Here is a 25,552-nt window from a genome sequence, read left to right on the forward strand (position 1 = left end):
TAAAGCTCGCCGCAACAAGAATACAAAAGTGTTGCAATGCTCGAAGTTAAAAATAAGATTAAAAAAAACCCAGCCTAGGCTGGGTTTTTTGTTGCAAGGAGAAGCGGTTTAGTTAAGTTTCATTTTTTCAAAGATTAACTCACCTGCTTCAGCTTTCACCAGAATGGTATCGCCCGGCTGGAATTCTCCGCCCAGGATTTTCTGCGCCAGACCATTTTCAATCCGCTGCTGGATTGCACGTTTCAGTGGACGTGCTCCATACAATGGATCAAAGCCAGCATCGATTAACTGATCGAAGGCAGTATCGTCTACCGACAAGCGCATATCGCGTTCTGCCAGACGTTGACGTAAACGGTTCAACTGGATATCGGCAATACCGCGAATCTGGTCTTTTTCCAGCGCATGGAACACTACCAGTTCATCAATACGGTTGATAAATTCCGGACGGAAATGTTCCGATACCGCATTCATCACCACCGTACGGACTTCTTCTTTAGTGGCATTACCGCCCAATTCACGTACATCCTGCGAACCCAGGTTCGAAGTCATGACGATCACAGAGTTTTTAAAGTCCACTACCCGGCCTTGCGAGTCAGTTAAACGGCCATCATCCAGTACCTGTAGCAAGATATTAAATACGTCCGAATGCGCTTTTTCGACTTCATCAAACAAGATCACACTATACGGTTTACGACGTACGGCTTCAGTAAGCACCCCACCTTCTTCATAACCGACATAGCCCGGAGGCGCACCAACCAAACGGCTGACCGAATGTTTTTCCATAAATTCTGACATATCGATACGCACCATGGCATCGTCGCTGTCAAACAGGAAGTTCGCTAAGGCTTTGGTCAATTCTGTTTTACCCACACCCGTTGGCCCCAGGAACAGGAATGATCCACTTGGACGGTTCGGATCTGACAGACCGGCACGTGAACGGCGCACCGCATTAGACACCGCAACTACGGCTTCATCTTGCCCTACCACACGGTTATGCAGAAATTCTTCCATATGTAGAAGTTTGTCACGCTCGCCTTGCAGCATTTTCGCCACAGGAATTCCTGTGGCTGCACTGACCACTTCTGCGATTTCATTGTCGGTGACTTTGTTACGCAGCAATTTTGGCGTTGCACTTTCATCGGCTTTTTCAGCCAGCTCAAGCTGCTTTTGCAACTCTGGAATCACGCCATATTGCAAACGTGCTGCCTCGCCCAGATCACCTTCACGTTGCGCTTTTTCAAGTGCTGTACGCGCCTGATCCAGTTTGATCTGTACGTCTTTATTGCCTTCGACCAGCGCTTTATCTGCGCGCCAGACTTCTTCTAGGTCATGATACTCTTTTTCAACTGTGGCGATCTGATCGGACAAGTATTGAATCTCAGCTTTGGCACCTGAGTCTTCATCTTTTTTCACCGCTTCCAGCTGCATTTTTAACTGAATCAGACGGCGTTCCAGTTTATCCAGTGCTTCTGGTTTAGAATCGAGTTCCATTTTGATGCGCGATGCTGCTTCATCAATCAGGTCAATGGCTTTATCCGGCAACTGACGGTCGGTAATATAACGATGTGACATTTTCGCCGCCGCAATAATCGCGGAATCCAGAATCTGTACCCCGTGATGGGTTGCATAGCGATCTTTCAGACCACGCAGAATCGCAATGGTATCTTCCACGCTTGGCTCATCGACCAGTACTTTCTGGAAACGACGTTCCAGCGCTGCATCTTTTTCAATATACTGACGATATTCATCCAGTGTGGTCGCACCGACGCAGCGCAGCTCGCCACGGGCCAGCGCAGGTTTCAGCATGTTACCGGCATCCATCGCGCCATCACCTTTACCGGCACCCACCAAGGTATGCAACTCGTCGATAAACAGGATGATTTCGCCTTCATGTTTGGCAATATCTTTCAGAACGGCTTTTAAGCGTTCTTCAAACTCACCACGGTATTTGGCACCGGCCAGCAAAGAACCCAGATCAAGTGATAAAACACGTTTACCTTTGAGTCCTTCAGGCACTTCACCATTGATAATACGCTGCGCCAGACCTTCGACGATTGCAGTTTTACCGACCCCTGGCTCACCGATGAGTACCGGGTTATTTTTGGTACGGCGTGATAAGACCTGAATGGTACGGCGGATTTCATCATCACGGCCAATCACAGGATCAAGCTTGCCTGCCAACGCACGTTCAGTTAAATCAATGGTGTACTTATTCAGTGAATCACGCTGATCTTCATGATTATTGCTCATGACTTTTTCATCGCCTCGAAATTGATTAATCACTTGGCCTAAAGTCTCTGCCTTTACGCCAATACTATTTAATAAGGTTTTGGTATTTCCGGTTTCTGCCAGCGCCAACAGCACCCAATCCGTAGATAAAAACTCATCTCCGGCTTTTTGCGCAAAGCTGTCTGCCAGATGCAATACTTTTGCCGCTTCAGGACTGAGGTTGATATCTGCTGATGGATTGGTCAGGGTTGCCGCATTGCTCAATGCTGTTTGCAGCTTGGTTTGTAGCTCACGCAGATTAGCACCGGCCTGTTGCAGCAGGCTGACATTGGATGCTTCATCCATCAAGGTGGCCAAGATATGGATCCCATCAATGGAGGTATGATCCTTACTCATGGCCAGCGATTGTGCATCGGAAAGGGTTTGCTGCAGGCGATTGGTAAATTTTTCAAAACGCATTCTTGTTATTCCTCACAACAAATTTTCTACTTGATGGATATATGGGTGCACTTGATAAAATTTCAAATCATTTTTATATATTTTTCAAAAACTTAATTTATATTAGAAGACAAATATCAGTAATAATATTGGTATATATAAAGCAGATTTCAAGAGCGCCAAATAGAATTTTTATCTGCTTGTTCAGATGACCTGTATTGAATTTCCTTTCTGATCAATGAAGACGACTTAAATGTGTCGCATCCGTTCCAGAACATCGATTACTTGGCTGAATCCTTGCGGCGTTTGGATCAGCCTACGTGGTAACTGATCATCTAGAGAGCGATTGGGTGAATTGATAAAAAGGCGCATTACTTCAAAATCGCCACCAGCAAGCTTAAACAATTGCTGATAATAAAGCGAGTGCCTGTTTTCCTTCACTCGTATGCGGAGCTAAATCATCCATTTGCACAAGCGATAATACCTCTTGCTCCGGGACGCCGAGAATGGCAGCAAGTTCCGATTGCGTAAGCTGTAATTGCTCGGCTATTCGACTCGTGGCTTTCACTAATACTGTAGTTGGTAATGTCGTGGCTTCTGGATTCATTTTTTAAAGCTCATCTTCTTATGTTCATTTGATTATGCCGTTTTTAATTTCTGACATCTAGGTTGTGTGGACTCAACTTTGTTAATTCTTAAAATAAAAACACCCTCATAGGAGGGTGCATTTCAATCAGCACAAAGTTAAGGTGCAGGGTTCGGCTGCTGACGGTGAATATCTTCAATAGCTTTAAGAATTTCTTCTGATAGATCGATTTCAAATGCCTGAATATTTTCTTTCAGCTGATCCAGATTGGTCGCACCGATAATGGTACTGGTCACAAAGAACTGCTGCTTGATAAAGGCCAAAGCCAATTGGGTAAGACTTAAGCCATGCTGTTCTGCCAGCTGGGCATATTGCTCGGTTGCCCATTCACTTTGCGGATTGCTATAACGGCTAAAGCGGGAGAACAGTGTTACACGCGCATTGGCAGGACGTGCACCATGCCGGAATTTACCGGTCAGATAACCAAATGCCAAAGGTGAATACGCCAACAAGCCCACACCTTCATAATGGGCAATTTCTGACATGCCGATTTCATAAGTACGGTTCAGCAGGTTATATGGGTTTTGTACACTGACAAATTTGGACAAACCTAATTTCTCTGCGAGGTGCAGAAATTTCATCGTGCCCCACGGGGTTTCATTGGAAAGACCAATATAACGGATACGGCCTTTTTTAATTTCATCCTGCAAGGCGGTCAGGGTTTCTTCGAGATCTGTCCCGGTACGGTCTTCTGCCGCTTCAGCATTGCCATAACCCAGCTTGCCAAAGAAATTGGTGGGGCGTTGCGGCCAGTGCAGCTGATACAGGTCAATATAATCCGTTTGCAGGCGTGACAATGACTGGTCAATTGCTGCTGAAATTTCATCGGCAACGAAACGAGTTTTACCATCCCGGATATGGCTACCACCTTGCGAGGGTCCGGCAATTTTTGAGGCTAAAAAAAGTTTGTCACGGCCACCACGGGCAGCGATCCAGTTCCCGATAATACGCTCGGTAGCACCCTGCGTTTCAGGTTTTGGCGGTACCGGGTACATTTCCGCAGTATCCCAGAAATACACTCCCTGATCTAAAGCATAATCCAGTTGCTGAAAAGCCTGTTCTTGTGTGTTCTGCTCACCAAAGGTCATGGTGCCCAAACAAATTTCTGGCAAAAAAATGCCGGTATCCGCCAATGGTCTGAATTGCATAAAAACATCCTGTGAATTTTATTCAGTGAATTGAGATCAAGTGGGCTATAGCCTATCGGAATTATAAGGGAGACTTAAATCATCTTTTCTGAGAAGCTTGTTCTAAATTTTTATGTATTGAGTAATGACGCATAAAAAAAGCAAATCCGAAGATTTGCTTTTTAATATCTGGATTATTCGTCTATGGCACCATCTGCCACTGCTTCAGATGCTTCTTCTAATGAAGCATCAAAGATCAGGATGGCTTTACCATCGGTTTCGATCATGCCCTGCTCTTCCAGGGTTTTTAGTACACGTCCGACCATTTCGCGGGAACAGCCAACAATGCGACCAATTTCCTGACGGGTAATACGAATCTGACGGCCATTCGGCAAAATCATCGCTTCTGGCTGTGAAGACAGGTCGATCAGACAACGTGCAATCCGGCCTGAAACATCAATAAATGCCAGATCAGTGACTTTACGTGTGGTATTTTTCAAGCGGCGTACTAATTGAGCAAATACTGCATAGCTCAGATCAGGATATTGCTTGCTAATTTCGTGAAAGTTTTCATAGGTAATTTCGGCAATTTCACACACATCACGGGTACGAACTTCCGCAGTACGTTGTGGATTAACCTCGAATAGACCCATTTCCCCAAAGAAGTCACCCGCATTTAAATATGCCACGACAATTTCACGATCATCATCTTCACGAAGAATGATAGATACAGACCCCTTCAGAATTAAATATAAAGATTTAGATTCTGATCCTGCATCAATGATCGTGGTACGTTTTGGATAACGATTAATATATGCACGTTTTAACAGTGCTTTCACGGATTCTGGTAATTGCCCCGGAGAAAGCGCATCAGTGCTTAATTGTGAAAAGTTTGAAGTCATGCTAACAGTTCCGATTATGGATAATTTATAGATCGCACAAGACCTAATGTGAACTTGTCACACAGTGGGATTGAAATTCCGTATCAACCCAATTTATGTTAGTGTACAGTTACTTGACAAATTTATAGCTTTTTTTAGGTAGTTGCAATGCAAACAAGCGTTCATTGGTTAGAGAATGTTGCTTTTGAAGCAAAAACTCAAAGTGGTCATAGCCTTATCATGGATGGTTCAGCTGAATACGGTGGTGAAAACCGTGGTCCCCGTCCTATGGAACTGCTTTTAACGGGTCTGGGCGGTTGTGCGTCTTTTGATATTGTTACCATTTTAAAGAAGGCTCGTCAGGATATTACCGATGTACGCTGCGAATTAAAGGCTGAACGTGCAGATACAATTCCGGCAGTATTCACGAAAATTCACTTGCATTTTGTAGTGACCGGCAAAGCGATTAAAGAGAAACAGGTCGCAAAAGCCGTAGAACTTTCTGCTGAAAAATATTGCTCTGCCAGCAAAATGCTGTCTGATGGCGGTGTTGAAATCACCCATGATTATGAAATAATCGAAGCAGAATAAAATCTAGATTCTGTAAAAAAAGCGGCTGGAAAAGCTGCTTTTTTTGTATCAGAAAATTGCCTTTTCTCAGAACCGCTGAACTGAATACTGATTGCCATCTTCAAAGCTCAAGATATTTTCTGGAAATCTTAAGGCGCCGAGTCGATGTCTGAACGCGACACCCTGTTGACGATCGAGATAGCGTTTACCCACTGAATAATCCACACAAAATACGTTTTGTTGCTGTCCATACCATTGCAGTGCATCGATCGATTTGAGTAAACCGGTTTTTTCTTCAGTAGATTTAAAGTTCCGCCAATAATGTCCAGTAATGACTGGAATTTGGTCGGTATAGCTGTCCCACCATGGCACGCGGTCGATCATCCGCCACCTTCCACCGGCATAAATCGGTTCTAAGGCGATTTTTTCCGCACCAGAAGTAATGACCCGAATCGGATTGTGCATTTGCTCACGTAGCTCTTTTTCTGCGAGATGTTGCAATAAAGGTAAAGTTGCAGCCGGGTCTTTGAACTGGTGTTGGTAGCGTTGCTGCTCTATCTGGATGAATTCATTAATACCTAAGGCTTGCAGATCCAGCGCTGTATGTTGAACGAAATCAGCATAGGCTTCGCCAAGCGAAGTAAAACCAGAATTGCGTAATTGATCAATTGATCCTTGATGCCAACAGGCATGTACAACACGCAGCTGCTCCGACTCCAAGGCCAACGGTAAGCTATTTAAAAAATCCAGAATCCATTGTCGATCTTTGATTGAGGCTTGGATCGAATCAAAAGGTTTCAGATCATCCTGATGCGGTGAACCAAAAAACCAGCCATTGCCTTCCCGCAAAGTATCGGTCAATAGGTTCAATTCATGATTACCCATCACACATTGTGCATAGCCTTCATCTACCAGCTGTTTGACGCATTTGATCACCGCAACACTGTCTTGCCCCCGGTCACATAGATCACCGACAAAAATTAGTTTGCGCTGTTCTGGATGATGACCATTCCGGTCATAACCTAATACCTGGATCAGTTGTTCCAGCGCGGCAATCTCACCATGAATATCCCCCACGATATCCACGGGACCAGTGAAAGCCTGCTGTATAAATGAGTACTTCATTTATGCATCCTGAATTAAGTCTAAAACAGAATATATCCCTAATAAGTATCCTTTAAATTTATGAAGATCTGAATACAGAATGAATCATCATTTAAATAATTTAACCCGAATCACGGATAAGAAATTGACTTGAAAAATAAGAGGACTAGAGCCATCAGTTGAGTTACCAAACCAAACTCACAACTCTAGTCCTGATGTTCAATAGTACCGATTCTGCTTAATTGATGATTTCTTTCTTAAATTTGAAGCAACTTATTGGAAGTTCCTCAAACAAAGTCATCATTCTCTAAGAATCAGAAATGCTCAGCTCACAATTTCAGAAATCTGCTTTATCACCATTTGGTACAAATGTTCTCATTTCAATAATTTCAAAGCCTTTTTTACATGGCTAAAGCTGGATAAAAGCTTTTTATTTAAGCACTTGCCTTGCTGCCAACGCATGATTCACTTGATCAATAGGCATGAATTAGCACTACATGCCCTGTATGTAGCTTTGATGAAAGGCAAAGATAAACAATACTTATAGATTGATTCAACAACGCTACCTGTTTGTAAAAATCAACGTATTCAATGCCATAAATCATTAGCCCAAATCGCATCACGTGGCAAAAGTTCTATGGGTTGGTTTTATGGCTGTAAATTACATATCGTGATGAACCAATTTGGTGAAATTAGTTGTTCTGCTTTATCGAATGGACATGTTGCTGACATAAAAATGGTTGAGCAATTGGTTGATGGTTTTGCATCGCTTCAAACAGTTCATTTACGCTGACTTCCTGAATCCGGCTTTTTGCATTCTGGATCAATTGCTCTGCAGTTTTCATCATTTTCATTCTTCCTCGGCCATTAAAATTATATTTTGTATAAACGATGCTCAGGTAGATTGAAAGCGTTTGAGTTTAAATTTACAACTGGCTATTTAGCCCATGAGCGCTGAATAGATTAAATACATCGCCACCCCAACCACGGTAGTGGCAAATATTTTCTGTACCTTGTTACTGTCAATCCGCTGCATCAGACTGCGTCCAATTAACATCCCGACAATACAGGCCAGGACAAAGGTCAGCGTAACCGAAACAGGATATTGAAAGCCATCCAGCACGTGTGCAGAAATACTGACCCCACCAATCAGGAAAATAACCATCAGGGAAGTCGCAACGATACTGCGCATATCAAGGTCGGTGAATTTACGCAGGGCTGGAACAATTACAAAACCACCCCCAACAGACCGGTTAATAAACCTGCCACAACACCAATACCTGCTAGGAACGAAGCAGTTTTGACATTCCAGATCAGACGACCGGTCGATTGATTGACCTTGCACGGTGCATTGCCATGATCGGTCACTTTATTAAAAAAGATCCGGTAAGCCACGATCAGCATGACCAGACTGAAAGCCAGCGTCAGCCAGACCGGAGAAACGATATCGGCCAGATGCACGCCATAACGCGCTGTAGGAATACTAATGAGAGCAATCCAGAGGGCAGCGCGATAACGTACAATACGCTTGAACAAATCCTCGAACGTTCCGACCAAGGCCGACAGCGTGACCGCAAGCAATCCCACCGGCGCAGCCTGGGCCACCGTCCAACCCTGGGTCGTCATCAGTGCAGGTACAGCCAGAATACCGCCACCGGCACCGATCAAACCCAATAGCACTCCGATAACTAGCCCTTCAAGTATTAATGCCCACATCGCCCTCTCCCTTATCCACAAAAATGATTCAATAAAAGTTGAACTTTTTGTTGAATCACGACACAAGCTTATTTGAAGTAGTTAATAGGAAGCTTGAGGTAAGAAACACCGTTTTGTTCTGGCTCAGGAAATTGTCCTGCTTTCATATTGATCTGAATCGCCGGTAGAATCAGCTTAGGCATACTCAGTCCTGAATCCCGCTGATTTCGCATCTGAGCAAATTCAGCTTTACTGATTCCCTGATGAATATGGATATTCTGTTTTTTCTGCGTCTGTATATCAGATTCACACACATACGATTCACGTGTTTCAGGCAGATAGTCATGACATAAAAAGACCCGGGTATCTTCTGGCAACTGAAACAGGCTTTGCACCGAATCATAAAGCTGTTCTGCGCTGCCTCGCGGAAAATCACAACGTGCTGTACCATAATCTGGCATGAACAACGTATCACCCACAAAAACCGCATCGCCAATCACATAACTCAGGCAAGCAGGCGTATGTCCCGGTGTTGGAATGTTATAGGCTTTCAATGTTCCAATTTGGAACGACTCATGATCTTCAAATAAATAATCAAAGAGCTGCTGGGCATTCCATTGTTTAATATCTAGATGATAAATCGCGCCAAAAGTTTCCTGAACAATACCAATTTTCTGGCTCATGGCAATTTTGCCACCCAGTTCTTCTTTGAGATATTGCGCTGCAGTTAAATGATCAGCATGGACATGGGTTTCGAGAATCCACTCGACCGTTAAACCCTGCTCTTTAATATAGGCAATAATTTTATCGGCATGAATAGTGGATGTACTTGCTGATGCCGGATCATAATCCAGAACGCTATCAATAATGGCGCAGGCTTTGGTCGCCGGATCACGTACAACATAACTGAAGGTATTGGTATCTTCGTGAAAAAAATCTTTTACTATAGGTAAATTTGACATCGTTAAGCTCCTGACCATTTACGGTGAATCCATACACCCACCAGCATTGCTACAATAAAATAGAGCACTTGATAGTGGCCCAAACCGATCAAAGTGAAACTTGGCGCCGGACAGATGCCGGCAATGCCCCAACCTGCACCAAATAAAACCGCACCCGTGATCAGCTTCTTATCTATCTGATTATTTTTAGGTAAATCAATAGGTTCATTAAATACTGTTTTCGGTTGCGCCGTACGTAATGCTTTCTGGAAGGGAATAAAGGCCACAGTAATCGCGCCCATCATCACAAAGGCCAGACTGGCATCCCAATCGCCAAACAGATCCAGGAAATCGAGTACTTTTTCCGGATTGGACATGCCCGATACCATCAATCCCACAGAGAACAGCGCACCAAATAAAAAGGCAAACACATTTTTCATTTTAGAATGCTCCTGTGATATGACGGATAAGGTAAACAGCGACAAAACCTGCAAACATAAAAGTCATGGTCGCGACAATAGAACGCTTAGACAGGCGACTGATACCACAAATTCCGTGACCACTGGTACAGCCCGAACCCAAGCGTGTTCCAAAACCTACCAGCAGACCTGCCACAATCATCATCAGTGGGCTGGCGTTCAATTCGATTTCTGGTTGTACAAACAGACCATAAATAAACGGTGTGAGGATCAAACCTGATAAAAACCAGATCGCAGGCGTTTTAAATACGGTTTTTGAGTTTAATACCTGCCCAATCAAGCCACTGATCCCTGCAATACGGCCATTGACGTAAAGATAGCCAACTACAGAAAGTCCGAGCATTAAACCGCCAATAAATGCGATGAGGAAGTCATGCATGGTGAATCAATCTCTATACAATATACTTTTTTATATTATATAATAAAAAATAATAATCAAGCAGTTTTGTGGTAAATTGTGTAAACTGCATGGGTTACATCAAAGGTTTCAAGGACATCTATGGATATGATTGCTGCAAATGCCAAAATTGATTTTTCACAGGTCGATTTCGTCAGCCAATGCCTAAAAGTTTTAGCCAATCCTGATCGTCTGAAAATCTTATGTGTCCTGGTTGACGGGGAAATGAATGTTCAGGAAATTGAAGAATCTACCGATATTCATCAACCTACACTTTCACAACAGCTGACTGTACTGCGTAAGGCCGACATGGTTGGCACCCGACGTGAGGGCAAACAGATTTTCTATCGTCTGAGTGACCCCAAGGTCTTGAGCCTGATGCAAAAGCTGTACGAGCTGTATTGCGCCCAGCCCTCTTCTTAGTGCAGCCAAAAAGAAATGATCAGAAGCAGTCCGCTAAAAGCAGTAAACAGATTTAGCCATACGGGATACTGGGTGTAATAACCTTCAATAAATTCCGGCGGTCGCAGTGATGTCAAACCCCGTCGATATTGCAGGATTGAGGCGAAATTCACCAACATACCAAATACAATCACCGCAATTCCCAACCATTGTGAATAAGCTATTTTCTGTGCATAAGTGTCTGGGTCCACCAGTTGCACTAGCAGGTTGGATTTTTCAATCACAAAACCAAAAGCAATTAATGCCAAACCACTCCGGTTCCACGCCAGAGCGGTTCGTTCCAAAGCAAGCAGTACCCGTGGATCATCCAAATTTGACATATCTTATCTGCTCTTCATGCTTAGCCTATCCTCCAATGTAAATCTGCCTCCCTATCATGTATAGATGTTTTAAGTAAAAATTACTTTTCTATCATGTAGTTAAAATATTATTGTTCAAAAATTTCCTTGACATCCATCGCCAGGCCTTGAGCAGATTTAAATTCACCCTGATTGTTTTTCCAGACCATCGACGGTGTGGAGAAAAAGCCGTATTTCCCCATTAGGGCCTGGTTGGCATCAATTTTTGCAGCAATTTCGACAGGAATCTTTTCCATTTTCTTGAGCTGCTTTTTGCCTTTATTCTTGTTTATATCATTAAAAACTGCCGCTGGATCTTTCGAATTCAATAGTGTTGCCACCTGGCCACGGCTTTCTTCACGGATCACACCGACCTGAATATGACGCAGCTGTACCTTCCCTGATTCTACCCAAGGTCGGGCCGCCTGCCAGAATTTATAGCAATATGGGCAATTCGGATCGGAAAAGACATAAACCACCCGTGGTGCATCTGGCTTGCCATCCTGGATCCAGGTCGATTTTTCCAGGGTTTTCCATACATCGTCCAATACCGCTTTTTTCATATGCTTTTCAATCTGCTCATTGGAAAGGCTTTTCCCTTGTGCATCAAACAGTTCGCCCTTGATATAGTATTTATCATCATTGGAGATAAATACCGTATTGGAGTACTGGTCTTCATGCCCCACCCAGCCGGTCATTCCTTGTGGTGCCGGAATCTGTTTTACAAACACAAAGCCCTGTTTTTCAATATTCTGTTTAATATTTGCCTGCGTGTGCATGCTCATGATCAGAAACATGCCTGCACCAAGCACCTGGTTAATTTTATTCATACTACGTCCTTCCGTTTTTTAAGGTTGATCTGAAATCCTGTTTAAATATTGCTGCAACATGGCCGGACTGAGTTCCCCCATATGCCGCTCGACCAGCTGACCTTGAGCATTAAAAAACAGCGTCGTTGGCAGGCCGAAACTATTCAGCTGCTGGGGTAGTTCACCATATGGGTCCAGCAGGACATGTTTAAATTGAAACTGATGTTTTCTTAAATAGGCATTTACGGTGGCTACCTCCTCACCCTGATTGAGCATGACAAAATTCATTTGAGGATGCTGCTTGGCTGCTTTAGCCAACACCGGCATTTCACGGTGACACGGCGGACACCAGCTCGCCCACAAATTAATTACCGTGGGCTGGCCAATGAATTGGCTGAGTGAAACCTTGTCTGTACCCAGACGCTCCTGTTCTAGTCCAGCAAAGGCGAGATCAGGAAACGCTGCTTCAGTTTTTAGACTGGATTTGAACGCGAGCCCAAGCCCGATCCAGAGTACCAATATGATCAACAAGATGGCTTTAAATCTGGTCTGCAGCTGTCTGTTTCGAATGACATACCACAAAGCACCAAGCAGCACCCCTCCCCATAAATGGAAACCTTTGTCCTGGATTTTCAGTATGTCGATGGGTGCTGCAAAATACAGCTCGGCATTGAGCAGAACGAAAATAAGACGCGCACCCAGCATCCCCAGCAAAAAACTGCTCCAGAGCAAATCCTGACTTTTCCCAAGCTGCTGTTTAGACCATGAATACTTTCTGGCTAATCCAAACAGGATGGCAGATAACAGCATCAAGCCAGTGGCAACAATAATAAGTGCCCAGGGCAACATCAAAGGTCCCAGATGCAGTGCATCACTGGAAATCATCATGGTTGCTCTCCTTGCAGTTGCTGCAATGTGCCTAGTAAATGTGTCGCGCTAAAGCTTCCGGTTAAACGCAAGTCTCGCTGTTCCTGATGCGCTGCATTTAGAAATATGAAGGTGGGTGGTCCGAGGATTTGCCATTCTTTTAGCAGCTCATCCTGACTTGGATGATAGTGGGTCAGGTCTAATTTGATACGAACCACATTTTGTAAAGCCGTCTGGACATCACTACGTGGAATCACATCCTTTTCAATCGGTTGACAGGCCACACACCAGTCTGCATAGACATCAATCACCACCGGGTGTGCAGGATGTTTAACTAAAACCTGTCGCAATTGTGCGGCGGTACTGACCTTCTGCCATTCAAGCCGTGATTCTACATGGGCCACCTGTACCTGACTCCAGACATGGTAGAGCTGCATGCCTCCTGCATAGACCAGTAAACCACTGAGCAGCATCAGGCCTATTTTCGCTACAGACCGATGCACATGAGGCAGCATCTTGAACAAGAAGTAGCCTGAACAGGTGATCAGTACCACACCCAAAAGGCTCAGGTATAAAATGCCGGGCAATAGTGGACGGGCGAAATACAAGGCCAGCGCCAGCATGACAAAGCCAAAACTAAACTTCAGGCGATCCATCCAGATACCAGGCTTGGGTAAAAGATGGGACCCAAATACGGCAGCAATAAATAGTGGCAAGCCCAGCCCAAGGCCTAAGACGAACAGATAACTGGCTCCCAGCATTGGTTGATTAAGCTGAGACACATAGATTAAGGCACCGGCCAACGGTGCACTCATACATGGCCCGACAATCAGTGCCGCGATCATGCCCATAAGACCGGCACCAATCAGCGTGCCACCCTTCTGCTTTTGCTGCCATTGATCCAGACGCTGCAACATGCCTTGGGGTAAGGACAGCTGAAATGCTCCGAACAGATTAAGTGCGAACAAAACAAACAGAATGCTGAAAATACTGATGAATACCGGACTTTGAAACCAGCGCTGAAAACTGTAACCGAGCTGTGCCACAGCAAGTCCCATGACCGCATAGACCAGTGCCATACCCAAAACGAAAACCAGTGCAATCAGTGCCGCACGGTAGCCCCGGTGCTGCTGAACCAGAATTCCCGTTAAAATTGGAATTAAAGGTAAAGAACATGGTAAAAATGCCAGCAGAATGCCAAGCCCGAGAAAAATCAGGGCATTAATTAACAGACCTTGTTCTGACAGCAGACTTAAAAAATACTGGTCATTGTTCCACTGGCTATTCATGCCTGCTGACGAAGTTTGATTTTTAGGGTCTGCAATGAGCTGGTCATTTTTCTCTGTTAATTCCACCTCAGGCTGCACCACAGGTTCAGAAACTGCAGCGACTTGTATTTCCTCTACCTTTTCTTCGGTCAATGCTTTATCTGTACTTGGAGTTTGCTCTATAGCTTGGAGCTCATCTTTCTGAGCAGTCAGAATTTTTTCGTTTGCTTCTGGCGGTACAGTGCTGGTCAGCAGTTTTGGGGTTTTGCTCAAGTTTTGCGCTGGAAATAAACCATCTGCATCAGTTTTTACTGTGGTGCGTTGTACCGGATAACATAAACCGCTTTCTGCACAGCCCTGCCACTGCACCACAAACTTCTGGTTGGGCTGAACCTTCATATTGGTTTTGACTTGCCCATAATGGACCTGGGTCAAACCGAAATTGGGGTCATCTTTGTCTTCGGGTTTGGGCAGTGCCAACTTGACTGGGGTCTGCTGATGAGACACTTTAAGCTGGTCATGATACAAGTAATAGCCATCTGCGATTTTCCAGCTAAGCTCTGCCTGATCCTGGCTTGTAGAAACCACCTGAAACTGAAATGCCTGATCTGGTGGTAAAAAGTCTGCATGTGCAGTTCCCGTCATGATTCCACCGCCGATCACGGCACCCAATATCCACGTCAACATCCAGCTGATCTCCTCCTGTTAGGACTGCATTATTGAAAAACTAAAATTAAGGCAACATTAACAGCCCAAATCATTTATAAAATAATGGCAGTTTGATCAGGATGTTCTATGTTTATTGTATTGGTTGAGGATGATCCCTATATCGCACAGAGCATTTGTGCTGCTCTGAACTATCTGAATATTTCAGTGGAGCATGTCAGTAACGCACGTGCTGCAGATTATTTTATCCGGCATAGTGCAGTCGATTTGTGTTTACTGGATTTAGGCCTGCCGGATCAGGATGGCCTGGACTTGCTGCACAGCTGGCGGCGCGACCAGATTGATCTCCCGGTACTGGTATTGACGGCGCGGCTGCGGACCGATCAGTGTGTTCAGGCCCTGAATGCCGGTGCCGATGACTATCTGACCAAACCCTTTGAACTGGAGGAACTGATTGCCCGGATTCATGCCCTCACCCGTCGCCACCGCGGCTTTGCCTCCAATACCCTGCAATTTGATGAACTGGTTCTAAATCGGGATACCCAGACTGTGATCTATCAAGACCAGACCGTGAATTTATCTCGCCGTGAATTCAGCCTGCTGGAAACCCTGATGAGCCACCCCAACCAGATCCTGAAAAATGAACAGCTTATTGACAAGCTCTATGGTTTTCAGGACTCTATAGAGAGCAATGCCCTGAATGTACACATTTATCACCTGAGACAAAAACTGCATCCAGATTTAATTCAGACCATTCGTGGTGTGGGATATATTTTCAAACCGTTTGAGCAGCGTCATGTTTAGTCACAGCTTGAAATGGCGTTTGGTCATGAGCCTTTTGGCCATGTTTATTGTGCTGTGGAGTGCAGTATTTTCATGGCTGTATATTGACCTGAAACAACGCTTACAAGACACACTGGATCAACGCTTATCGGCATCTGCACAAATGGTTGCCCGGCTGATTCAGCAGTTACCACTGGATAGTCTGGGGGATGCAACATTATCCAAATTAGCCAAGAATGATGATGCAAACCAGTTAATTGCCTGTGAAGTCTCTCTTTTTAGCTCTGACATCTCGTTAGGCAATCAGGTGATTGCCAAAACACGCGGTGCCCCCCCAAATTTAAGCCAGCGACCACAAGGATTCAGCACCTGGCAGCAGGATAATACAGAATGGCGCAGTTATGTTCTGCGTCGTGGTGATATTCAGGTAGTGGCGGCAGAACGTATGTTCTTGAGGGATACGCTACTACAGCAGATTCTGCAGTCGGTACTGGTTCCCTTGGTCTTCTCACTGCTGATCTGTATTGCCCTGATCATCTTTATTATCCGCAGACAGTTCCGGTCTTTGGATCAGCTCAGTCAATACCTGAACCAGAAAAACCTTAACTATTCAGAGGCGGCAGATTTTTTAATGCAGCTCAAGCCTGCAAGCATTCCCCAGGAAGTACAGCCTTTTGTCAACAATTCCACGCAGTTGATTCAGAAAATTAATGACAGTCTGCAACAGGAGAAAGCCTTTAGTGCCTATGCTGCACATGAATTACGCAGTCCCCTGACCGCAATTAAAACCCATGTACAACTGGCCCAGCTGATCAGTCAGCAGCAGAACCTGCCTAACACCATTCAGCACAATTTGCAGCAGGCCAATGAGAGCATCCGGCGTTATACGCTGTTACTCGAACAGCTTTTATTACTGACCCAATCAGAAAACAGTCTCCAGGAAATGACTGAGACCATCTGGCTTCGCCCCACACTTGAGAAAGTACTTGCAGACTTAGGTACACACTATCCAGAAATGAATGAAAAAATACAGGTGAACTGGGACAACTTGGGCGAAATTCAGCTGCCTGAATTTGTGCTGTATACGGTACTGAAAAATCTGCTTGAAAATGCATTGCTGCATGCACAGGCTGCCTATATCTGGATTTCCATGCAGTCTGATGGCCTGGTGATTGAAGATGATGGACAACAACTTACAACAGAAGATATTCAACATTTAGGACAACGCTTCTGGCGCAAATCTGCTCAGCAGCACGGCCATGGTCTGGGACTGGCATTGACCGCTAACCTATTAAAACAGTATGGCTATCAGCTCTCTTTCAATGCCCGACAGCCTTATGGGCTTCGCATTAAAATCAAGTGCGATGTGTCTAAGCGTGACCTGCAAGCTTGGACATAAAAAAATACAATATGGCTAAAAACCAAAGAGATTTCTATTGATAAAAATATAGAATTTTCAAGAAACTATCTAACACTTACTATTTTAAATCATTCTTTCTTATTTTTTAAAAACACACTTTTTCCAACAAAAACCCTCGATGTATTCCCAATGTTCTGATCAGGCGATCACAACGCACTTTTAATTTTTAGCATAGGGACAGGTATAAAAATAATAAGACCCCTCTATGAAAACAAAAACGCCAGAGGTAAAGATCACTTGATGCAACTGGGACCTGTCATCAATTAGCTTAAGAAAATCTAATCTGTCCTCATTATTTTTTCATGACTAAACGCTATGCATTAACAGATGATCAGTGGGAACTGATTAAGGATCTGTTGCCCGGACGAGCAAGTACTGTTGGAGACTTCCAAAGACAGCAGGCTATTTGTTGAAGCAGTATTGTATCGGTATCGTTCAGGTATTCCATGGCGAGATTTAGCAGAACGCTTTGGGGATTTTAGAATCGTGCACACTCGCTTCAGTCCTAAAAATCCCGGATAATCACCGCCCCACGGTTCTGATTAATTTTTTAAAAATTTCCTTTCGATGCCCAGGCTTGCGCTAAACTCAAAGCATCTTATCGCACCGTAATGCACTGTTATGGAATTCAAGGCCTGGTATCAGCTTCGCAGATTTATTTATGACAATTTGCATAATGAAGAACACGAAAGCATCTTAAGTCGCGTCATCAATATATTTCTGATTATATTGATTATTGGGAATACTGCTGCCGTTTTACTTGAATCGATCAATGACCTCTATCAATCCTATCAGCTGCTGTTTGATGCCTTTGAATTATTCTCGATTTTTATTTTTACCCTGGAATATTTATTAAGATTTTGGGCCATTGCGGAAAAAGACCCCTTTGAAGGTGCATGGAAAAACCGATGGTTATGGATCCGTAGTGGCGGTGCCATCATTGACCTGTTGGCGATTCTCCCGGCCTATATTAACTTCTTTGTGCATCTCGATTTACGCTTCCTGCGAATCCTTCGATTATTCAGATTACTCAAATTAACCCGTTATTTCGTCTCCCTGCAGATTTTATTGCGGGTGATCAAGCGCGAAAAGGGCTCATTTCAGGCGGTTATTTTTATCCTGCTGATCATGATCATCATCGCGGCGGCTGGAGTATATGTGGTTGAAAATAAGGCTCAACCAGAAGTCTTTAGCTCCATCCCTGCATCCATGTGGTGGGCAGTGGTGACACTGACCACGGTCGGCTATGGCGATGTGACACCAATCACCCCCTTAGGCCGCTTTCTAGGGGCTTTAATTACTATTTTAGGGGTGGGTCTGGCAGCGCTTCCTGCGGGTATTCTGGCAAATGGTCTGGCCAATGAGCTGAGACAGCGCAAGCACAAACTGGAATTAAGATTTCGTGAACTGCTCGATGATGCAGAAATTGACTTAATTGAAGATCAAGAAAAAATTGAAATTTTACGTAAAGAAGTCGGACTGAGCAAAGAACAAATGCAGGATATCCTGTTAGAACTTATTCGTGAGCGTAAGAAAGAACAACTCGAGCAGGAAAAAAACAAATATTTCTTCTGTCCACATTGTGGGCATAAGTTACCTGATTAAATTCGAACGTCAATGCAAGCGTATCATCACGAGCATCAGACCATCGGGTATGACGCTCGTTGCAGACAGATACTATTCACTCAATCCACTCGACTGAATCAGGATCAAATCCTCTCAGGCCAAAAATGCAGCGATGTCTTCCGCTACTGCCCGAGCTGTCCGGGAAACCCCGACCAGCGTGGCCGAAGCAGCACCGGTCCATTCTCCATAGCCCACCAGCCATAAATTTGGTACCTGAACAGAGCGGCCATTCTGAACCGCAATGGTCTGGTCCGGCTGGATGATTCCGAGGCTGCTGAGGTGATTCAGCGCCGCCTTAAATCCTGTACACCAGATCACCACATCCACATGCGCTGTGCTGCCATCTTCCCAAATCACGCCATGTTCTGTAAAAGCTGAAAATGGACGCCTGCTCTGCAAAATGCCTCGCTCACGTGCATCTTTAACTGAATCAATCATGACAATATCACCCAACCCCCCAATGGGCTGCTCAATCTTTCTACCTTCCTGCTGGGCTTTCAGGCGCTCAGTCGCCCTTAAGAACAGGACACGGCCATCGACATCATCTGCCAGAAACTGCGGCGGTGTCTGGGTGATCCAAAGCGTTTCGGCCACCTGAGATACTTCTGCCAAGATTTGTGCACCAGAGTTACCGCCACCCACCACCATGACTTTCTTGGTTTTAAATAACTCAGCATTTTTATAATCTGCGGAATGCAGTTGTACGCCCTGAAAATGCTCACGGCCGGCATACTCGGGAATAAATGGTTGGCTCCATGTCCCTGTAGCGCTTACCACCGCTTTGGCTTTCCAGGATTGTTCCCCGGCATAAACCTCTAAATACTGGCCCTTACTTTCCACGCGTTCCACACGCACCGGACGAACTACAGGAAAGTGATAGCGCTGCTCATAGGCGGTCAAATAATCGATCACCTCATTGCGGGTCGGATAGGTCTGTTCGGTCGCCGGCATCATCCAGCCTGACAGCGAACTCCAGCTATTCGGGGAGAAAAGGCGCAAGGACTCCCAGGCATGCTGCCAGGCACCTCCAGGCTGAGGCTGATCATCTAGGATGATAAACGGAATGTTCTTACGCTTTAAGAAATAAGCCGTGGACAAACCGGCCTGTCCACCACCGATGATGATCACATCAACTTCAGCTTGTAATTGAGCCAAAATATTTCCCCCCTTCTTTATTGTCATCAAATAAAAACCCAGCCTGCTTATCAGACTGGGCGTATTTCATAAAATTTTCAAGCGTTTAAATTAGCCTTCGATTGCTCAAGATACTTTTCAGTCTCTCTGATCACCTAGAATTTATAAACTACGCTGATTTACCCGTTTGGAAAGCTCTTCAGCCGATTCCTTGCGTTCCGAATAACGGTTGGTCAAATAAGCACTTTGCCCACGGGTTAGTAAAGTAAACTTATACAGTTCTTCCATCACATCGACAATCCGGTCATAGAATGCTGATGGCTTCATTCGTCCATCTTCTTCAAATTCCAGGAATGCTTTTGGAATTGAAGACTGATTTGGAATCGTGATCATCCGCATCCAACGCCCCAAAACACGCATCTGGTTCAGACTATTAAAGGACTGTGATCCCCCACTGACTTGCATCAAGGCAAGGGTTTTTCCCTGAGTGGCACGAATTGCACCCCCTGCCAGAGGAATCCAGTCAATCTGCGATTTAAAGATGGAACTCATAGAACCATGGCGTTCCGGTGAACACCACACCATACCTTCAGCCCATGCCAGAAGCTCATACAGTTCTTTTACTTTTGGATGTTCAGTATCAGCATCTTCCGGTAAAGGTAGCCCTTTCGGATGGAAGATTTTTACTTCTGCCCCAAAATATTCAAGGATTCGACCAGCTTCAAGAACTGCAAGGCGACTGTAAGAACGTTCCCGATTAGACCCATAGAGCAGTAAAATCCGAGGAGGATGAGCTAGTTCTTTGGCTTGGACTTTTTCAAAGGTGGGTTGTTCAATAAGATTTGGATCTACGTTAGGCAGGTTCATCGGATCAAGCCTCTTTAAAATATTTCTTTCTTAGCCACAGTGAAACACTCACTAAAGCAATTAACACAGGTACTTCAACCAATGGCCCAATAATCGTGGTAAAAGCAACTGGCGAAGCGATACCAAAAGTTGCAATAGCGACTGCAAGTGATAATTCAAAATTATTTCCAGCCGCAGTAAATGAGATTGCAGCAGTTTTTGGATAATCATTGCCCATCCATTTACTCATAAAGAAGCTAATAAAGAACATGGCCACAAAGTAAATGATTAAAGGAATCGCGATGCGTAAAACTTCCAGTGGAAGACTTACGACATCACCCCCTTTTAAGCTAAACATCGCCAAAATCGTAAACAGCAAAGCCATCAAACTCAGCGGGCTGATTTTTGGAATGAACTTGTTTTGATACCATTCTACGCCTTTTTGTTTCACCAAAATTAAGCGCGTTAAGAAACCCAATAAGAACGGAATTCCAAGATAAACCAGAACAGCATGGGTAATGGTCCAGAAGCTAAGATTGATCACTTGAGCTTCAATACCAAAATATGGCGGAAGGAAGGTCAGGAATAACCAGGCATAGGTACTGAAGAATAAAATCTGGAAAATACTGTTAAACGCCACCAATGCTGCAACATATTGGTTATCACCACAGGCCAGACCATTCCACACCAGTACCATGGCGATACATCGAGCTAAACCAATCAGGATCACGCCTGTCATATACTCTGGATAGCTATGCAAAAAAATCACAGCCAACGCAAACATCAGTACCGGAGCAATCAACCAGTTTTGAATTAAAGATAGCGTCAGGGTTTTCTTATCCTTAAACACTTGCGGCAAGGTCGCATAATCCACTTTTGCCAGGGGTGGATACATCATCAGAATCAGACCAATCGCGATTGGAATATTGACTGAATTAATACTGAATTGATCCAGAGCAACCGATGCTTGAGGAAAAAAGTTTCCTATGGCGATGCCTAACGCCATGGCAATAAAAATCCAGAGCGTCAGGTTGCGATCTAAAAAGGACATGCGTTTTTCAGACATGTGACTTACTCAACATTCGAAATTTGATTAATCGCTGCAATCAATTGCGAGCGAGAAAGCTCATTTACGTTAAGTTTAAACAAAGCATCCAAGCGACGATTGATATGTTCAACAGTGCTCATAAAGGCTTTCATTTTTTCTTCTTTATCCACCTCTAAATGGGACGGATCAGACAGGCCCCAGTGCGCCTTGATCGCTCCGCCAAGATAAAGAGGACACGCTTCCTGTGCAGCCGCATCACAGACGGTAATCACCACGTCTGGCTGATACTGTTCACAGGCATCAATGCTTTTGCTGGATAAGCCTTCAGTCGACAAGCCCAGATTGTGCAGGGTTTCAAGCGTCAAGGGATGCACCTGACCGGAAGGTTTGCTGCCGGCACTGTAAGCGACCCAGCCTTCTGGCGCACGGCTATTGAACAACACTTGAGAGAGAATGCTGCGGCAACTGTTCCCCGTACATAAAAACAAAAATTTCATGAAAACTTACTCGCAATGGCTCTGAATCGATAGAGCGGAAGAATCAAATAAAACCGGAACCTCACTAGCTTTTAGCACGTCCAGAATTTCAAAACACCAGGCCGGCAATTGCTGATTAATGCTGTAGTACACCCACTGGCTTTGCCGGCGATCGTTGAGTAAACCACAAGAACGTAACAAGGCCAGATGACGTGAAATTTTCGGCTGGCTTAACTGCAGTTTATCGGTCAGATCACAGACGCATTGCTCTTTGTTTTGTGCAATTAGCAGGACAATACTGAGACGTGTTTCATCAGATAAACATTTAAAAAACTGAACGTGGTCCATAATTGCTCCCATTTTTTATGCAAATATACACATATCCATATATATGGTAAAGATGACCTGTCAAAAATGATATCCAGATCAGAATATGCCTACCAGAAAGCGCTCGCTTGAACAATTTCCCGCTTTTTCCGATATAGGTCATCGTCAATGTGTTTTTCAGATAAAAAAGCTCCAATCAAGTTGAAGCTTTTTCGCATGGGGGGACACTTTATTTTACCCGATTGCCCTGTTCATCCACGATGATTTCACCGTCTTCTTTGGCAAAGGCTTTTAATTGTGGCAAACGCAGAATATCCAGTACCACTTCCGATGGACGGCATAATCGGGTTCCAAACTCGGTAACCACCAACGGGCGATTGATCAGGATCGGATGTTGCAGCATGGTATCCAGCAGTTTCTCATCGCTCCAGCCGGCATCATCCAGATTCAGCTCGGTGTAGGGATCGACATTTTTACGGAGCACTTCACGAACCGTCAAACCGGCATCCCGAATCATGTTGACCAGCTGATCTTTCGAGGGTGGCGTAAGCAGATATTCGATCACTTCCGGCTCAATTCCCGCATTGCGAATTAACGCCAGCGTATTGCGTGAGGTGCCACAGGCCGGGTTATGATAAATTTGGACTTTTGGCATTTGATTCATGAGCTTCCCTCTTATCAATGAATCATAGTTTTATATATGAATATACGCATATTCGCAATATAAAATATATGTGCTTTATGAATAAAATCTGAGATGAGGACTCTAAAACCATTGGAAACAGTTTCAAAATGAGGCTGTCTTATGTCTAGGATACTGGGAGCAGTCCAGTTGATCCGGATGCTTATTACGGAGACATGCAATCTGATGACATTATTATGGTTCGTTACGGTGATGATGCTACTTTCAAAAATTAGTTATTGAGACAAATGGAAAAAGATATCTTCAGGCTCTAAGTCCAGAGTTCAAGCCAAATATTATTGAGTTAAACAACCAATGTATATTTGTAGGTCAGGTAGTTAACTGTATACGCTATGTTTATCGAGCGAGAACAAGATTTAGAAAGAATTAACAAAAGCCAATATATTCAGCGTTGTCTAAATTGATAAAATCGCCGTTTTCTACAGAAAATTTAAGATTGTTAAGGATTGAAGTGAATATTCAAAATGATTTACCAGAACTAAGTAATTACAGTGAGTTAAGCAGTAAAGAGCAATTAGCTATCCATCAAATGCTTATTTCGTACGTACGCTCAGATCACCTCTATAATATTATCTTGACCCATAATGTTGAACCTTACGACTTAGTTAAACTTGTAAGTATTAGTTTTGAGAATAGAGATGCTGCTATCTGGGTTCATTTTGAAACTATTACAGCTGAGAGACTGACAATGCCTCTCGATTTTATTTCAAGAATAGAAGTATGTAATTACGAAGTTTTTTAAGACTAGAATCGAGTCCCCCTAGCGTGGGGATTTATGTTAAATAAGATCTAAGACAAAATAGAAATACTCTTGGTAACATACATAAGAAGCCAGCAGCTTTTGCAGCCATATAATTCTTGACCTTTTTATGGGAAATATGTGGTCTAAAAATTATCCCTGTAAAACATCATATAAATCCTATAATTATTAGAAACGATGACATGATTTTAATCTCTTATTTTTCTAAGTTCATATTAAACAATCCGATATGTACGAGTTCTCTTTTATAAGATTCTCTATATAATTCAAAGTTAAATAACAATAAACTTTATATTTTTTCTTATATGTGAAGCTTATCCCAAAAAATTTAAAGGAAACTATATACCAGCTCTTATAAGATTCTCCCCCCCAATGCGTACAATGAAGATAAACTGTTGAATGATTTGGATAAATCACTAAATTAATATAAATATTATTATAATATAAAGGGTTAGACACTTTTCCTTTCGACTTTACAATTTCCTTTCGTTGTTAATAATTAAGATACATTTAAAATGCTTGGCAGAGTAAAACTTGAAGTGCGACATAAACCACCTAATTAATTTAAAGGGTTTATGGAGTATATAAAATTGTCATACCATCATCTTAACTTTGAAGATCGTACTGCATTAATGCTTGAGTCAAGAAAAGAAGGCTTTTCAGCCAGAAAATTTGCTGAACTCATTAAAAGACATCCTAGTACGATCTATCGTGAGCTTAAAAGAAATAGCATCAATGACGTTTATCAAGCTCAATATGCTTCTGATAACACCTTCGCTAGACGTAGACGTGGTCACAGAAAACTCAAAATCGATTCAATCCTCTGGAAATTTATTGTTGAAGCGATCCGTTGTTTATGGTCTCCTCAGCAAATAGCAAAGCGTTTAAAGACATTTCCTGATTTGGATCAAACAATGAATGTAAGCCATACAACGATTTATTCAACGATACGAGCATTACCAAAGGGTGAGTTGAAAAAAGACTTATTATCCTGTCTGCGTCATGAAAATAAAAAGCGAAAAGCTAACGGTGAACCTAAAAAAGATTCTATATTACAGGATATTAAAACTATTCATGAGCGCCCAGCCGAAGTTCAAGAAAGAAAAATACCGGGTCATTGGGAAGCTGATTTAATTAAAGGTAAAGACAATAAAAGTTCGATAGCAACACTTATTGAACGAAATACACGGCTCTGTATCTTGGCAACATTACCTGATGCAAAGGCAGAATCAGTGCGCAAGGCTTTAACTGAAGCTCTGAAATATTTACCTGCAGAACTGCGTAAAACGTTGACCTATGACCGTGGACGCGAGATGGCAGAACATAAAATACTTGAAGAAGATTTAGGCATAGATGTATATTTCTGTGACCCACATTCACCCTGGCAAAAAGGCACATGCGAAAATATGAATGGTTTAATTAGGCAATATTTACCTAAAGGGATTGATTTAAATCAGGCAGATCAGCATTATTTAAATCAAGTTGCCATGTCACTGAATACTCGTCCTAGAA

The 25,552-nt window shown here is 43.6% G+C and carries 26 protein-coding genes and 4 pseudogenes; 10 read left to right on the forward strand and 20 right to left on the reverse strand.

What is annotated here, in order from left to right; genetic code table 11:
* Positions 1-108: 108 nt before the first annotated feature.
* The 5 genes from clpB to crp all read right to left on the reverse strand — a co-directional run bounded on the left by clpB (position 109) and on the right by crp (position 5,342).
* Positions 109-2,688, reverse strand: a complete 2,580-nt coding sequence (gene clpB, locus F890_RS10345) for an ATP-dependent chaperone ClpB (RefSeq protein WP_005251422.1) — start codon at positions 2,686-2,688, stop codon at positions 109-111.
* 228 nt (positions 2,689-2,916) lie between these two features.
* A complete protein-coding gene (locus tag F890_RS19245) occupies positions 2,917-3,039 on the reverse strand; it encodes an MbcA/ParS/Xre antitoxin family protein (protein WP_243474838.1) in 123 nt (40 codons plus the stop codon).
* 25 nt (positions 3,040-3,064) lie between these two features.
* Positions 3,065-3,274: an antitoxin Xre-like helix-turn-helix domain-containing protein gene (locus F890_RS19080; protein WP_005107328.1), complete on the reverse strand. Its 210-nt coding sequence runs from the start codon at positions 3,272-3,274 to the stop codon at positions 3,065-3,067.
* Between the two features lie 137 nt (positions 3,275-3,411).
* The gene (locus F890_RS10355; protein WP_005266792.1) at positions 3,412-4,461 is read right to left on the reverse strand and encodes an NADP(H)-dependent aldo-keto reductase; all 1,050 of its coding nucleotides are present in this window, start codon (positions 4,459-4,461) and stop codon (positions 3,412-3,414) included.
* A 173-nt stretch (positions 4,462-4,634) separates the two neighbouring features.
* Positions 4,635-5,342, reverse strand: a complete 708-nt coding sequence (gene crp / locus F890_RS10360; protein ID WP_004280141.1) for a cAMP-activated global transcriptional regulator CRP — start codon at positions 5,340-5,342, stop codon at positions 4,635-4,637.
* Positions 5,343-5,489: 147 nt separating this feature from the next.
* Here crp and F890_RS10365 point away from each other — a divergent pair, with 147 nt between their 5' ends.
* On the forward strand, positions 5,490-5,912 hold the full coding sequence (locus F890_RS10365) for an OsmC family protein (RefSeq protein WP_004280142.1): 423 nt from the start codon (positions 5,490-5,492) through the stop codon (positions 5,910-5,912).
* Positions 5,913-5,978: 66 nt separating this feature from the next.
* On the opposite strand, the gene F890_RS10370 is transcribed toward F890_RS10365, so the two are convergent.
* Positions 5,979-7,016 (reverse strand): metallophosphoesterase, encoded by a 1,038-nt coding sequence (locus F890_RS10370; RefSeq protein WP_004646578.1) that lies wholly within the window; start codon positions 7,014-7,016, stop codon positions 5,979-5,981.
* 220 nt (positions 7,017-7,236) lie between these two features.
* Between F890_RS10370 and F890_RS18175 the strand changes: the two are divergent.
* Positions 7,237-7,767, forward strand: a pseudogene (locus F890_RS18175) (transposase); the annotation flags it as partial.
* A gap of 168 nt (positions 7,768-7,935) precedes the next feature.
* On the opposite strand, the pseudogene F890_RS10375 reads toward F890_RS18175, so the two are convergent.
* The 4 genes and pseudogenes from F890_RS10375 to F890_RS10390 form a co-directional block, all read right to left on the reverse strand.
* A pseudogene (locus tag F890_RS10375) lies at positions 7,936-8,711 on the reverse strand (sulfite exporter TauE/SafE family protein).
* Positions 8,712-8,779: 68 nt separating this feature from the next.
* Positions 8,780-9,652 (reverse strand): MBL fold metallo-hydrolase, encoded by an 873-nt coding sequence (locus tag F890_RS10380; RefSeq protein WP_004646573.1) that lies wholly within the window; start codon positions 9,650-9,652, stop codon positions 8,780-8,782.
* Positions 9,653-9,654: 2 nt separating this feature from the next.
* Positions 9,655-10,071, reverse strand: a complete 417-nt coding sequence (locus F890_RS10385; protein ID WP_004646572.1) for a DUF6691 family protein — start codon at positions 10,069-10,071, stop codon at positions 9,655-9,657.
* Between the two features lies 1 nt (position 10,072).
* Positions 10,073-10,489 (reverse strand): YeeE/YedE family protein, encoded by a 417-nt coding sequence (locus F890_RS10390; protein WP_004646571.1) that lies wholly within the window; start codon positions 10,487-10,489, stop codon positions 10,073-10,075.
* A gap of 120 nt (positions 10,490-10,609) precedes the next feature.
* On the opposite strand from F890_RS10390, the gene F890_RS10395 reads away from it, so the two are divergent.
* Entirely contained in the window at positions 10,610-10,930 is a 321-nt protein-coding gene (locus tag F890_RS10395) for an ArsR/SmtB family transcription factor (protein WP_004280150.1), read from the forward strand.
* Here F890_RS10395 and F890_RS10400 read toward each other — a convergent pair.
* From F890_RS10400 to dsbD, 4 genes are all read right to left on the reverse strand, one after another.
* On the reverse strand, positions 10,927-11,289 hold the full coding sequence (locus F890_RS10400; protein WP_004646570.1) for a YidH family protein: 363 nt from the start codon (positions 11,287-11,289) through the stop codon (positions 10,927-10,929). The two genes, F890_RS10395 and F890_RS10400, sit on opposite strands and share 4 nt — an antisense overlap.
* Positions 11,290-11,396: 107 nt before the next feature.
* Positions 11,397-12,137 carry a thiol:disulfide interchange protein DsbG gene (gene dsbG / locus F890_RS10405; protein WP_004646569.1) on the reverse strand — a complete coding sequence of 247 codons (741 nt, stop codon included), beginning with the start codon at positions 12,135-12,137 and terminating at the stop codon, positions 11,397-11,399.
* Positions 12,138-12,155: 18 nt separating this feature from the next.
* Positions 12,156-13,004 carry a TlpA disulfide reductase family protein gene (locus F890_RS10410; RefSeq protein WP_005266799.1) on the reverse strand — a complete coding sequence of 283 codons (849 nt, stop codon included), beginning with the start codon at positions 13,002-13,004 and terminating at the stop codon, positions 12,156-12,158.
* Positions 13,001-14,938, reverse strand: a complete 1,938-nt coding sequence (gene dsbD, locus F890_RS10415) for a protein-disulfide reductase DsbD (RefSeq protein ID WP_005266801.1) — start codon at positions 14,936-14,938, stop codon at positions 13,001-13,003. Before dsbD ends, F890_RS10410 begins: the two co-directional genes overlap by 4 nt.
* Before the next feature lie 108 nt (positions 14,939-15,046).
* Between dsbD and F890_RS10420 the strand changes: the two genes are divergently transcribed.
* From F890_RS10420 to F890_RS10430, 4 genes and pseudogenes are all read left to right on the forward strand, one after another.
* Positions 15,047-15,721, forward strand: a complete 675-nt coding sequence (locus F890_RS10420) for a response regulator (RefSeq protein ID WP_004646564.1) — start codon at positions 15,047-15,049, stop codon at positions 15,719-15,721.
* The gene (locus F890_RS10425) at positions 15,714-17,099 is read left to right on the forward strand and encodes an ATP-binding protein (protein WP_005266803.1); all 1,386 of its coding nucleotides are present in this window, start codon (positions 15,714-15,716) and stop codon (positions 17,097-17,099) included. The genes F890_RS10420 and F890_RS10425 overlap by 8 nt, the downstream gene beginning before the upstream one ends.
* A 323-nt stretch (positions 17,100-17,422) precedes the next feature.
* A pseudogene (locus F890_RS18180) lies at positions 17,423-17,621 on the forward strand (transposase); the annotation flags it as partial.
* A gap of 120 nt (positions 17,622-17,741) precedes the next feature.
* Positions 17,742-18,725: a potassium channel family protein gene (locus tag F890_RS10430; RefSeq protein ID WP_005266805.1), complete on the forward strand. Its 984-nt coding sequence runs from the start codon at positions 17,742-17,744 to the stop codon at positions 18,723-18,725.
* 114 nt (positions 18,726-18,839) lie between these two features.
* Here the strand turns inward: F890_RS10430 and F890_RS10435 are convergent, their stop codons facing one another.
* The 6 genes from F890_RS10435 to arsC all read right to left on the reverse strand — a co-directional run bounded on the left by F890_RS10435 (position 18,840) and on the right by arsC (position 23,241).
* Positions 18,840-19,901, reverse strand: a complete 1,062-nt coding sequence (locus tag F890_RS10435) for an ArsO family NAD(P)H-dependent flavin-containing monooxygenase (protein ID WP_004646562.1) — start codon at positions 19,899-19,901, stop codon at positions 18,840-18,842.
* A gap of 141 nt (positions 19,902-20,042) precedes the next feature.
* The gene (gene arsH, locus F890_RS10440; RefSeq protein ID WP_005266807.1) at positions 20,043-20,747 is read right to left on the reverse strand and encodes an arsenical resistance protein ArsH; all 705 of its coding nucleotides are present in this window, start codon (positions 20,745-20,747) and stop codon (positions 20,043-20,045) included.
* A gap of 4 nt (positions 20,748-20,751) precedes the next feature.
* Positions 20,752-21,792: an ACR3 family arsenite efflux transporter gene (gene arsB / locus F890_RS10445; protein ID WP_004280164.1), complete on the reverse strand. Its 1,041-nt coding sequence runs from the start codon at positions 21,790-21,792 to the stop codon at positions 20,752-20,754.
* Positions 21,793-21,797: 5 nt separating this feature from the next.
* Positions 21,798-22,271, reverse strand: coding sequence for an arsenate reductase ArsC (locus F890_RS10450; protein ID WP_005266809.1), 474 nt, complete (start codon positions 22,269-22,271; stop codon positions 21,798-21,800).
* 6 nt (positions 22,272-22,277) lie between these two features.
* Positions 22,278-22,598 (reverse strand): metalloregulator ArsR/SmtB family transcription factor, encoded by a 321-nt coding sequence (locus tag F890_RS10455; RefSeq protein WP_004646559.1) that lies wholly within the window; start codon positions 22,596-22,598, stop codon positions 22,278-22,280.
* A gap of 208 nt (positions 22,599-22,806) precedes the next feature.
* Positions 22,807-23,241 carry an arsenate reductase (glutaredoxin) gene (arsC, locus tag F890_RS10460; RefSeq protein WP_004280168.1) on the reverse strand — a complete coding sequence of 145 codons (435 nt, stop codon included), beginning with the start codon at positions 23,239-23,241 and terminating at the stop codon, positions 22,807-22,809.
* 167 nt (positions 23,242-23,408) lie between these two features.
* Between arsC and F890_RS19085 the strand changes: the two are divergent.
* The 3 genes and pseudogenes from F890_RS19085 to F890_RS10470 all read left to right on the forward strand — a co-directional run.
* Positions 23,409-23,650, forward strand: a pseudogene (locus F890_RS19085) (S24 family peptidase); the annotation flags it as partial.
* Positions 23,651-23,731: 81 nt separating this feature from the next.
* Positions 23,732-24,022 (forward strand): hypothetical protein, encoded by a 291-nt coding sequence (locus F890_RS10465; RefSeq protein ID WP_005266812.1) that lies wholly within the window; start codon positions 23,732-23,734, stop codon positions 24,020-24,022.
* A gap of 650 nt (positions 24,023-24,672) precedes the next feature.
* Positions 24,673-25,552, forward strand: an 880-nt coding sequence (locus F890_RS10470; protein ID WP_265596645.1) for an IS30-like element ISAba125 family transposase, incomplete at its 3' end; no start/stop codon positions are given.

Origin of the sequence: Acinetobacter sp. CIP 64.7 (assembly GCF_000369745.1) — a bacterium.
In the GTDB taxonomy this organism is placed as follows: domain Bacteria; phylum Pseudomonadota; class Gammaproteobacteria; order Pseudomonadales; family Moraxellaceae; genus Acinetobacter; species Acinetobacter fasciculus.